The 11,509-nt window shown below is 68.7% G+C and carries 9 protein-coding genes and 1 pseudogene; 9 read left to right on the top strand and 1 reads right to left on the bottom strand.

Annotation, left to right across the window (positions count from 1 at the left end; translation table 11 throughout):
• Window positions 1–49: 49 nt before the first annotated feature.
• On the bottom strand, window positions 50–436 hold the full coding sequence (locus tag K0H49_RS20775; protein ID WP_219216503.1) for a MarR family winged helix-turn-helix transcriptional regulator: 387 nt from the start codon (window positions 434–436) through the stop codon (window positions 50–52).
• A gap of 125 nt (window positions 437–561) precedes the next feature.
• Between K0H49_RS20775 and K0H49_RS20770 the strand changes: the two genes are divergently transcribed.
• The 9 genes and pseudogenes from K0H49_RS20770 (at window position 562) to K0H49_RS20735 (ending at window position 11,509) form a co-directional block, all read left to right on the top strand.
• Window positions 562–1,695, top strand: coding sequence for a substrate-binding domain-containing protein (locus K0H49_RS20770; protein ID WP_257625048.1), 1,134 nt, complete (start codon window positions 562–564; stop codon window positions 1,693–1,695).
• Between the two features lie 108 nt (window positions 1,696–1,803).
• Window positions 1,804–3,438, top strand: coding sequence for a flotillin family protein (locus K0H49_RS20765; protein WP_219216501.1), 1,635 nt, complete (start codon window positions 1,804–1,806; stop codon window positions 3,436–3,438).
• A gap of 17 nt (window positions 3,439–3,455) precedes the next feature.
• Window positions 3,456–4,682, top strand: coding sequence for an urea ABC transporter substrate-binding protein (locus K0H49_RS20760; protein WP_219216499.1), 1,227 nt, complete (start codon window positions 3,456–3,458; stop codon window positions 4,680–4,682).
• A gap of 46 nt (window positions 4,683–4,728) precedes the next feature.
• Window positions 4,729–5,595 carry a branched-chain amino acid ABC transporter permease gene (locus tag K0H49_RS20755; RefSeq protein WP_219216497.1) on the top strand — a complete coding sequence of 289 codons (867 nt, stop codon included), beginning with the start codon at window positions 4,729–4,731 and terminating at the stop codon, window positions 5,593–5,595.
• Complete coding sequence (locus K0H49_RS20750) at window positions 5,592–6,671, top strand: branched-chain amino acid ABC transporter permease (RefSeq protein WP_219216495.1); 1,080 nt, start codon at window positions 5,592–5,594, stop codon at window positions 6,669–6,671. The genes K0H49_RS20755 and K0H49_RS20750 overlap by 4 nt, the downstream gene beginning before the upstream one ends.
• Window positions 6,661–7,386, top strand: coding sequence for an ATP-binding cassette domain-containing protein (locus K0H49_RS20745; RefSeq protein ID WP_219216493.1), 726 nt, complete (start codon window positions 6,661–6,663; stop codon window positions 7,384–7,386). Before K0H49_RS20750 ends, K0H49_RS20745 begins: the two co-directional genes overlap by 11 nt.
• Window positions 7,383–7,895 (top strand): annotated as a pseudogene (locus K0H49_RS30730) (ABC transporter ATP-binding protein); the annotation flags it as partial. The gene K0H49_RS20745 and the pseudogene K0H49_RS30730, both read left to right, overlap by 4 nt.
• Before the next feature lie 357 nt (window positions 7,896–8,252).
• On the top strand, window positions 8,253–9,767 hold the full coding sequence (locus K0H49_RS20740) for an amidase (RefSeq protein WP_257625154.1): 1,515 nt from the start codon (window positions 8,253–8,255) through the stop codon (window positions 9,765–9,767).
• A complete protein-coding gene (locus K0H49_RS20735) occupies window positions 9,764–11,509 on the top strand; it encodes an AMP-binding protein (protein ID WP_374122395.1) in 1,746 nt (581 codons plus the stop codon). Before K0H49_RS20740 ends, K0H49_RS20735 begins: the two co-directional genes overlap by 4 nt.

The following is an 11,509-nucleotide window of genomic DNA, read 5'->3' as shown; positions in this document are numbered from 1 at the left end:
TCACGCGGTGTTTCATGGCGCCGTCAGACGGCGCATCGGCGTGGTCCTGTCAGCGAGAAACCAGGCAACTCAGCAGCTTCGACAGCTGCGCCTGCTCGGCGGGGCTGAGCGCGGCCGAAAGGTTGGCGTGAAAGGCGTCGGCGCGCGACGAGAGCTTGGCGACCAGTTCAAGGCCGGCATCGGTGATGAACACCAGCACCCGCCGGTTGTCCGTGACGTCCGCGATCCGCTGGACCAGGCCGGTGCCGACCATGCGGTCGATGAGCTTGGTCATGGTCGGCGGATTCATCGACAGCAGCGTGGCCAGCTCACCGATCGGCCGCCCGGCCTCGTCCGACAGGCTGTCCAACACCCGCCACTGCTCGCCGGAGGCGCCCACCTGCGCGAGCTCCCGGTCGAGATCGCGCGACACGCGGCGCTGGGCCTGTTCGAGCAAGTGGGTCAGATATGTGCGTTGCATGGAGCGATGCGTGACATTTATCCGGATTCTATATTTAGTTGCCGCGGAAAGTATTCGCTCTTACACTGACTCACAGTTCCCTCGACCACTGGACCGAGCCGATGCGCGTGCAATCCCGCTTGAGCATGTTCAACCATCGCAAGATGCGCCGGTCCGCCACGCCCTTTCACATTCAGGACTGGGACGAGACCGCGCCGGTCAAGGACCGCGATGTCTATTCGATCGGCCTGTTCGTGCCGACCCTCGGGGTGGCGGGCATCTGGGGGCCGTCCGCCATCGCCTGCGCGACGCTCGCCGCCGAGGAGATCAACCGCACCGATGCGCTGCAGGGCCGGACATTGGCACTGCGCGTCTTCGATGCCTCCGACGAGTGCGACGGCCTGGTCGCACAGGCACGCTCTGCGGTGTGCGAGGCGGGCGTCGACGCGATCGTCGGGATGCACACCAGTTCGGTCCGCAAGGCGATCCTCGAAGGCTCGCAAGGCCGCGTGCCCTATGTGTACACAGCACTGCACGAAGGCCGTGCACAGGCGCCGGGTCTCTACGCGATCGGCGAAACGCCGGAGCGACAGCTTCGCCCCGCAATCGACATGTTCGTGCGTGAGCGCAGCGCACGGCGCTGGATGTTCATCGGCAACGACTACGAGTGGCCGCGGGTTTCGCACCAGCTCGCGCGGCACTACGTGGCGCAAGCGGGCGGCCAAGTGCTCTGCGAGCACTACGTGCCCTTCGGCACCACCGACCTCGACGCCGTCCTGCAGGCGGTGGAGGACGCGCGGCCGGACGCCCTGCTGCTGTCGCTCGTGGGCCAGGACGCAGTGGACTTCAATCGCGCCTTCGGCCAGTCGGGTCTGGACACGAAGACATTGCGACTGTCCTGCGCCGTCGAGGAGAACATGCTGCTCGCCATCGGTGCGGCCAACACGCGCGGTCTCTATGTGAGCTCGGGTTACTTCGGCGCGCTGGGCGGCGAAGCCAATGCAGCCTTCAAAGAGCGCTACCAGCAGCGCTTCGGCGCGCGTGCGCCGACGCTCAACGCGCTGGGCCAATCGACCTACGAGGGTATCCATTTCGCGGCGGCCCTGGCCGCTCGTTCGCTGCTTGTTCCAGGCCCTCGACGCGGCGTCTTCGGCGGCGTGCGCGGCATCAACTGGCAAGGCAACGACAGCATGCAGTACCCGGTGCACCTCGCACAGGCCGACGGCCACTTCTTCGAAGTCATCCGCAGCTTCTGAGGGCGGTAAACGCTCAGGGTTTTCACGCGTCCGATTAATTTCCATGGAAAGTAATATGCTTTCCATGGAAAATAAATTGACTGGCTCATCAAGCGCCCGGAGGTCGACGTGGCACTGATCGCATGGATCATCCTGGTGACCGTCGCCGTCATCGCGGTCATCGCCTTTCTCCAGCGCTTCTACCGCAAGTCCACGCATGACGTGGCCCTGCTGCGCACGGGCGCGGGCGGGCACCGGGTTGCGCTACAGGGCGGGTTTTTCGCCCTGCCAATGCTGCACCGCGTCGACGAAGTCAGCATGCGCGCACAGCGCATCGTGGTGGAGCGCGCGGCCGGCAGCGGACTGCTGACCGAAGACCGTCTGCGCGTGGACACGACGGTCGAGTTCCGCGTCCGCGTGATGCCCGACGCCGCCAGCGTCGCGCTGGCCGTGCAGACCTACGGCGCACGCCTGCTGCGCTCCAACGAGTTGGGCCACCTGCTCGAAGGCCGCTTCATCGATGCGATGCAAAGCTACGTCGCCGCGCACACGCTGGACGAACTCCATGTGCGACGCACCGACTTCGTGGCGGCCGTACGCGACGCTGTGGCGGCGGACCTGGCGCAGGGCGGGCTGAAGCTCGAGACGGTGTCCTTGCTGCATTTCGACCAGACGCCGCTGTCGGCCCTGAACGAGAACAACGTCTTCAACGCCGTGGGCATGCGCAAGCTGGCCGAGATCGTGGCAGACAACAAGAAGCGCAGGGCGGCCACGGAGGCCGACGCCGAAGTGGTGGTGGCCGAGACGCAACTGATCGCCACCAAGCGCCGCCTCGAGATCTCCGCCGAGGAACAACAGGCCCAGATCGCGCAGCAGCTGGCGCTCGAGCGCAGCCGCTCGCATGGCGAAGCCGGCCGGGCCCGCGCGCGGGAAGAAGCCCAGCAGATCGCCGAGCAGGCGCGGCTGGCGCGAGAGCGCGAATTCGCGGCCGCGGAGATCGCGCGCGAACATGCGCTCGAGCAGGCGCGCATGGCCGGCCAACTGGCCACCGAGCTGCAGCGCGTCGCGCACGCCATCGAACTGTCGAGGCAGCAGGAAGGCGAGGCCCAGGCCGCCGTGGCAAATGACCGCGCCCGCACGCTGCTGGCGTTGGCCCAGGAAAGCGGCCTGGCGGAACGCGACCTGGCCACGCAGCGCAGGCAGCGAGAACTGGCCCTCGCCCGTTCGGCACAGGAGGCCGAGGTCGATGCGCTCAAGACGCAGACCGAGACCACGCGCCTGTTGGCCCAGGCGCAGGCCGAGGTCCAAGCCGACGCCCTGCGCGCGGGTGCGCTGCAGACACGCGGCGAGGCCGAAGCGCACGCACTGACGCGCCGGATCGCAGCCGACAACACGCAAAGCCCGGACCTGGTGCGTATGAAGCTGGAGCTCGCGCGCCTCGAGGTGCTGCCGACCCTGGCCGAAAAGATGGCCAAACCGCTCGAGAAGATCGAATCGATACGGATCAACCACGTCTCGGGCTTCGGCGCCGGTGCATCCGCACATGCGGAGGGTGCGGGCAGCGCCGGCCCGATCGATGCGATCTACGACATGGCCTTGCGCCTGCCAGTGCTCAAACGGCTGGGCGAGGCCGTCGGCGCGGACCTGGACCTCAGCCTGCCGCAGATTGCACGCGCCGAAGCCGACCACAGCCGTGCCGCCGCAGACCATGCCAAGGCCCGCCCCGCTCCCACCCCCATCCCCGCGCCCGCCTCTTCCTCCTGACACCACGAAAGACGCCCATGCAAGCCCATCGCAGAAAAGTGCTTCTCCACGGCTCGGCCTTGCTGGCCGGCAGCCTGCTGCCCCTGTCGTCCGCGCTGGCGGCCGACCCTATCAAGCTCGGCAGCCTGCTCGACACCTCGGGCAACTTCGACGCCTATGGCAAGGCCATGGACATGGCGACCGACCTCGCCATCGACCAGATCAACGCGGCCGGCGGGCTCGCGGGGCGGCCGGTGACCAAGGTCGGCTACGACACGCAATCGAACATGGCGCTCTACACCAAGTTCGCGCAGCAGCTTGCACGCCAGGACAAAGTGGACGTCGTCATCGGCGGCATCCTCTCGGCCTCGCGCGAAGCCATCCGCCCGCTGCTCAACCGGCAGAAGCTGCTGTATGTGTACACGCCGCTGTACGAAGGCGGCGTGTGCGATGCCAACACCTTTCTCACCGGCACGACGCCGGCCCAGCAGGCCGAGGTGCTGGTGCCGTATGCGATGAAGCAATGGGGCAAGAAGGCCTACATCCTCGCGGCCGACTACAACTACGGCCAGTACATGGCCACGTGGTTCCAGAAGTTTCTCAAGGACAACGGGGGGAGTGCCGTGGGCGTGGAGTTCTTTCCACTCGATGTGGCGGACTTCAATTCGAGCATCGCCAAGATCCAGCAGGCCAAGCCGGACTTCGTGATCAGCGCGCTGGTGGGTGGCGCCCATCTGTCTTTCTACCGGCAATGGGCGGCGGCAGGGATGAAGTCGCGCATCCCGATGGCGTCGACCACGCTGGGCGTCGGCAACGAGCACCGGGCACTGACAGCGGCCGAAGGCAACGGCATCCTGGTCGCCTACAACTACTCGCCGGAACTGAAGACGCCTGCCAACGCGGCCTTCCTCGACGCCTGGAGCAAGAAGTTCGCAGGCAACACCAAGGTGATCCACGAGCTCGCGGTCTTTCACTACCAGGGCATCCAGCTCTGGGCCGAAGGCGTGAGGCGCGCGGGCAACGTGCGTCATGACGACGTGGCCAAGGCCATGGCCGGCGGCGTCTCGATCGACGGCCCGTCGGGCAAGGTGCAGGTCGACGGCCAGACCCATCACGTGACGCTGGATGTGCACGTGATCGAGATCCAGGACCAGAAGCTCAACGTGAAGCAGTCCTTCGCGCAGCGCCCGCCCCGCGAGACACAGGCCGTGTGCGACCTGCGCAAGACACCCAACGCCAGCGTGCAGCACGAGATCAAGCTCTGACGCCAGGGCACCGCGCTCTTTCCTGCAGCACCACGAAGCTCTCCCCATGGACCTCGCACTCGTCGGACTGTTCGACCTGCTCTACACCATCGCCACGCTGGCCCTGACGGCCGCAGGCCTGGCTTTGGTGTTCGGCCTGATGCGCGTGATCAACCTCGCGCACGGCGAGTTCATCGTGCTGGGCGGCTACGCCACCATCGTCGCGCTGCAGTGGGGTTGCAACATCTGGATCGCCATGCTGCTGGTGGCGCCGCTCGCCGTGGGCCTGTACGGGCTGCTGGTGGAGCGCCTCGTGATCCAGTGGCTGTACGGCCGCACGGTGGACACCATGCTGGCCACCTGGGGCCTGTCGCTGGCCACCAGCGGGATGTTCTCGATGGTGTTCGGCGCCACCACCACCGGCGTGCCCAACCCGCTCGGCCCGATCGAGATCGGCGCCTACCGCGTCGGTGGCTACGGCCTGTTCGTGATCGGGGTGACGGTGGCGCTGCTCACCACCCTCTTCGTCGTGCTGCGCTACACCCGCGTCGGGCTGGTGGTGCGCGGCGCCATGCAATCGGCCGACATCGCCGCGGCCCTGGGCCACGCACCGAGGACCATCTACATGGGCACCTTCGTGGCAGGCAGCATGCTGTCGGGGCTGGCAGGCGGCGTGCTGTCGCCGCTGGTCGGCCTCACGCCGAATGCAGGCGGGCAGTTCATCGCGAAGGCCTTCATCACGGTGATCACGGGCGGTGCGTCGGTGGTCACCGGCACGGTGGCGGGCAGCGTTCTGCTGGGCAGCGTGGCCAAGGTCTTCGAAGCGCTTGCCACACCGGTGGTCGGCGAAATCGCCTTGCTGCTGGCAGCGATGGTGCTGCTGCGCTGGATGCCGCTGGGCATCACCTCGCGCTGGTTCAAGGGCGCCGCATGACGCCATCGATCCGCCGCCCGCATCCGGCACGCCCCCAACCGCATCCGGCCGGCCCCTCCCGCCACGGCATCCCGGCCGCCTGGTGGGCCGCGTTCGCGCTGGCCGCGCTTGGACTGCTGCTCGCGCCCTGGGTGTTCAGCGCGTACGCGCTGACCCTGCTGGTGGTCTATGCACTGCTGGCCCTGTCGCTGGCCTTCGTCTGGGGGATCAGCGGCATTCTGTGCTTCGGCCAGGCGGCGTTCTACGGCCTGGGCGCCTATGCCTATGCGGTCGCCGCCATCAACTTCGGCGAGTCGACCGGCGCCGTTTTGCTGGCCGTGGCCCTGAGCGGCGCCTTCGCGCTGGCGCTCGGCGCCATGATGTTCTACGGCCGGATTGGCGACGTCTACCTGGGCGTGATCACGCTGGTCGCGACGCTGGTGCTCTTCAAGTACGCCAACAGCACGGCCGGTTCGGCCTATGCGATAGGCGACGCCAAGCTCGGCGGCTTCAACGGCATCCCCGGCTTCCCGACGCTGAACGTCCCGGGCCAGCCGGAGACCGCCATCACCGGCACGGCCCTGTACGGCGTCGCCTCTGCCGTGTTGCTCGGTGCCTGGCTGCTCTGCCGCTGGCTCACGACCACATCCTTCGGTCGCCTGCTGGCCGGCATCCGCGAGAACGAACTCCGGGCCGAACTCTGCGGTTACGACACGCGCGCGGCCAAGACCCTGGCCTTCGGCATCGGAGGCGCGCTGGCCGGCCTGGCCGGCGTGCTGTATGCCTGTTGGGCCGAGATCGTGACGCCCGAAGTGTTCTCGCTGGGCGTGTCGGCCGAGATCATCATCTGGGTGCTGGTGGGCGGACTGGGCACGCTGGCCGGTCCGATGCTCGGGGCCGCGATGCTGGGTGCGCTCAAGGGCGTGCTGGGATCGCAGCAGACCGTGGACAACGCCGTGGTCATGGGCGCGCTGCTGGTGCTGGTCGTGCTGTTCCTGCCGCAGGGCGTGCTGCCTGCGCTCCAGCGCGGCGTCGAGCGGCTGCGCCGACGCGGCACGCCATCCGCCACTGAAGCGCGGTCCGACGATGGCCGCTGAAACCGTCGTGGAGGCCACCGGTGTCGCCATGCGCTTCGGCGGCGTGAACGCCGTCGACGGCGTCTCGATGCGGCTCGCGCGCCACGAGCTGCGCTGCCTGATCGGGCCCAACGGCGCCGGCAAGTCGACCTTCTTCAAATGCCTGAGCGGCCAGTACCGCCCGACCGAAGGCGACATCCAGCTGGCGGGCGAATCGATCGTCGGGCTGGAGAAGCACGACATCGCGCAGCGCGGCGTCGGCGTCAAGACGCAGGTGCCCAGCCTGATGAACGCGCTCACGGTCCACGAGAACCTGTGGCTCGCCGCGCGCGCCGTGCGCTCGCGCAGCGCCGCGGCGGTGAAGGCCAGGGTCGGCGAGCTGATCGACGCGCTGGACCTGGGCCCGATCGTGCACCGGCCGACCGGCCTGCTCGCGCATGGGCAGCGCCAGGTCGTCGAACTCGGCGTGGTGCTCGCGCCGGACCCCTGGCTGGTGCTGCTCGACGAACCCGCGGGAGGGCTGACGCGCAGCGAGGTCGAGCGGATGGCCGAGCTGGTGACCGCGCTCGCGGCCCGCGCGACCGTGGTGGTGGTCGAGCACGACATGAACTTCGTGCGGCGCATCGCCCACGCCGTGACGGTCTTTCACCAGGGACGCATCCTGACCGAGGGGCCCGCGGCGCAGGTGCTGGCCGACGACAGAGTACGCGACGTCTACCTGGGCAAACGCAGATGAGCCACCCGATCCCGGACATCCCGACATCCCCCGAGCCGCCGGTGCTCGAGGCCCGGCACCTGGAGGCCGGCTACGGCGCCATGACCGTGCTGCGCGACCTGAGCCTGAGCGTGCATGCGGGCGAGATCGTCGGCGTGCTCGGCGCCAACGGCATGGGCAAGACGACGCTGATGAAGACCCTCGCCGGCCTGCTCCCCGTGCGCGCCGGCGCGCTCGAGGCCCATGGCCAGGACCTGGCGCGCCTGGCCACGCACCAACGCGCGCGCTCGGGCATCGGCTACGTGCCGCAGGGCCGGGGCATCCTGCTGGCCCTGAGCGTGCGGGAGAACCTGCGCATCGCCTGGCAGCGCCAGGCCGAGCCCGAGGCGGACGCCGTCGCGCGCGTGCTGGCGCTGTTTCCGCGGCTGGAACGCCTGCTGGAGCGACCCGGCGGCGCGCTCTCGGGCGGCGAGCAGCAGCTGCTCGCGCTCGCGCGCGCCCTGGTGCCCTCGCCTTGGCTGCTGCTGCTCGACGAACCGACCGAGGGCATCCAGCCCAACATCATCGACGAGATCGCCGCCACGCTGAAGGCGCTGCGCGAGCGCGAGGGCCTCTCCATGCTGGTGGCCGAGCAGAACCTCGACTTCATCCTCGACTGCTCCGACCGCGTGCTGCTGCTCGAGAAAGGTGCCATCACGCAGGCGCTCTCCGGCCCGCAGTTGCGTGATCCGGGGGCGCTGTCCGCGCTGCTCGGCTTCGGTGCGGCGCGCGAACCGCAGGCGCCGGCCCGCCCTCGCCCTTCACAGGAACACCCACAGCCCGCCGCGCGCCGCGCTGCGGATCCCGACCGGCATCCGCCCCGTCACCTTCCTTCCGAAAGACCCGTCATGACCCTGCGCCGCCCCGATCTCGAACAACTCCGTGCCATTGCCGGCGCCCTGCACATGCGGCCCTCCGACGCGGAGCTCGCGGAGTACCTCGGCCTGATGGAAGCCAACTTCGCCTCCTACGACCGCATCGACCAGATGCCGGACTTCCTGCCGCCCGTGAAGTACCCGCGCACCCCGGGCCATCGGCCGCCGGCCGAGGACAACGCGATGAACGCCTGGTACGTCCAGACGGACATCCGGGGTGCGGCCTCGGGCCCGCTGGCGGGACAACGCGTGGCGCTCAAGGACAACATCGCGCTGGCCGGCGTGCAGATGATGAACGGTGCCTCGACCCTCGAAGGCTATGTGCCCGAGGCCGATGCGACCGTCGCGACCCGCGTCCTGGACGCGGGCGCGACGATCGTGGGCAAAGCGCACTGCGAGTACTTCTGCCTGTCGGGCGGCAGCCATACCAACGCCACCGGCCCGGTGCACAACCCCTGGCGCAGGGGCTACATCGCCGGCGGCTCGTCGTCTGGGTGCGGCGCGCTGGTCGGCGCCGGCGAAATCGATCTGGCCATCGGCGGCGACCAGGGCGGCTCGATCCGGATTCCCTCGGCCTTCTCGGGCTGCTACGGCATGAAGCCCACCTTCGGGCTGGTCCCCTACACCGGTGCGATGCCGATCGAAGCGACCATCGACCACCTGGGCCCGATCACTTCCACCGTCGCCGGCAACGCACTGCTGCTCGAAGTGATCGCCGGCGAGGACGGACTCGATCCCCGGCAATGCGGCACCCGCACCGCGCGCTACACCGATGCGCTGCGCCAGGGCATCGAAGGCCTGCGCATCGGCATCCTGCGCGAAGGCTTCGGAACGGCCGGCAGCGATCCGGCGGTCGATGCCAAGGTGCGGGCCGCGGCCGCTCGGCTCACCGCCGCGGGCGCCCATGTGACCGAACTGAGCGTGCCCATGCACCTGGACGGCACCGCCATCTGGACGCCGATCGCGCTCGAGGGACTGCAGATGCAGATGATGCATGGCAACGGCATGGGCTTCAATTGGCGCGGCATGTACCTCTCGAGCCTGATGGAGAAGCATGCGGGCTGGCGCGCGCGGGCGGACGAACTCTCGCCCTCGCTGAAGATCTCGATGTTCGTGGGCGAATGGGCGCTGCGCAACCACCGCGGCCGCTTCTACGCCAAGGCGCAGAACCTGGCCCGCCAGCTGCGCCAGGCCTACGACCACGCCCTCGCGCAATGCGACCTGCTGCTCATGCCGACCGTGCCGATGACGGCGCAGCCCATTCCCCAACCCGGCGCACCGATCTCGGAGATCATCGCGCGCGCCTTCGAGATGGTGGGCAACACCGCGCCCTTCGATGCCTCGGGGCATCCGGCGATGAGCGTGCCCTGCGGCCTGGTCGACGGCTTGCCCGTGGGGATGATGCTGGTGGGCAAATACTGGGACGAAAGCACGATCTACCGCGCCGCGGCCGCCTTCGAGCGCAGCGGCGACTGGAGGACGATGTGAGGCCGAATCCGTTTTCCAGCTTCGGCGCCTCGGCCTTCGCCGGTGCGCAGCGGCCGGAAGGCGGCAGGTCGCAGGTGCGCGGGCAGGCCTCGCCGCCCCTGGTCGGCTGGACCATCGGCGCACTGCTCGAGCGCACCGCTTCGCTGCATGCCGAACGGGACGCCTTCGTCTTTCTCGAGCATGGCGTGCGCTGGAGCTGGGGACGCTTCGCGCAGGAGGTGCAGCGCCTCGCAGCGGGCCTGTCGAGCCTGGGCATCGGGCGCGGCGACCGCGTGGGCATCTGGTCGCCCAACCGTCCCGAGTGGGTGCTGGTCCAGTTCGCCACCGCGCACATCGGCGCGGTGCTGGTCAACATCAATCCTGCCTATCGCGTCGCCGAGCTGGAGTACGCGCTCCACAAGGTCGGTGTGAAAGCCCTCTTCACCGCGACGGGCCTGAAGTCGAGCGATTACCTTGGCATGCTGGAAACGCTGGCCCCGGAACTCGCCCACTCGGCCCCTGGGCGGCTGCAGGCGGCACGCCTGCCGGCATTGCGATCCATCGTCCAGTTCGGCGCGCGCCCGCGCGCCGGCATGTTCGGCTTCAACGAGGTCCTCGAGATGGGTGGGCCCGCCCGGTTCCGGTTCGTGGCCCAGCTCGGCACGACGCTCTCGGCGCACGACCCCATCAACATCCAGTTCACCAGCGGCACCACGGGGCAGCCCAAGGGTGCGCTGCTCACGCACCACAACGTGGTGAACAACGCCCGCTTCGTCGCCGAAGCCATGCGGCTGGGCGTGGACGACCGCCTGTGCGTACCGGTCCCGCTCTACCACTGCTTCGGCATGGTCCTGGCCGTGCTGGCCTGCTGTTCGGTCGGCAGTTGCCTGGTGTTCCCCGGCGAATCCTTCGACCCCGCCGCCACGCTGGCCGCGGCCGCCAACGAGCGCTGCACCGCGCTGCACGGGGTGCCCACGATGTTCGTCGCGATGCTCGCGCTTCCCACCTTCGCCCAGTTCGACCTGCGGCGGCTGCGCACCGGCATCATGGCCGGCGCGCCCTGCCCCATCGAGACCATGAAGCGCGTGATCTCGGACATGCACATGCATGAGGTCACGATCGCATACGGCATGACGGAGACCTCGCCGGTCTCGTTCCAGAGTGCCATCACCGATTCGCTGGCACAGCGTGTGGCGACGGTGGGCCGCATCCAGCCCCACCTCGAGGCCAAGGTGGTCGACGAAGACGGGGAAGCCGTGGCGCCGGGCCGGACCGGCGAACTCTGGGTGCGTGGCTACTCGGTCATGCGCGGTTACTGGGAAGACGAGGCGCGGACCCGTGAAGCCGTGGTCGACGGCTGGATGCGCACGGGCGACCTGGCCACCCTCGACGCCGACGGCTACTGCAACATCGTCGGCCGGCTCAAGGACATGCTGATTCGCGGCGGCGAGAACATCTATCCGCGCGAGATCGAGGAGTTTCTCTACCGCCATCCGTCCGTGGCCGAAGCCCAGGTGTTCGGCGTGCCGGATCCTCGTTACGGCGAAGAGATCTGCGCATGGATCGTGCCGCGCCAGGGCACCCGCCCCGACGAGGAGGCGATCCGCAGCTTCTGCCGCGGGCAGATCGCGCACTACAAGGTTCCGAGGTACATCCGTTTCGTCGAGGCCTTGCCCATGACCGTCACGGGCAAGGCGCAGAAGTTCGCGATGCGCCAGGAAATGGCCAGGGAATTGCGCCTGCACGAAGCAAGGACCGCCTAG

The sequence above is a fragment of the Variovorax boronicumulans genome, assembly GCF_019352895.1.
GTDB lineage: Bacteria > Pseudomonadota > Gammaproteobacteria > Burkholderiales > Burkholderiaceae_C > Variovorax > Variovorax boronicumulans_A.
The sequence above is the reverse complement of the archived record's forward strand: the minus strand, read 5'-3'. Positions and strand labels throughout refer to the sequence as shown.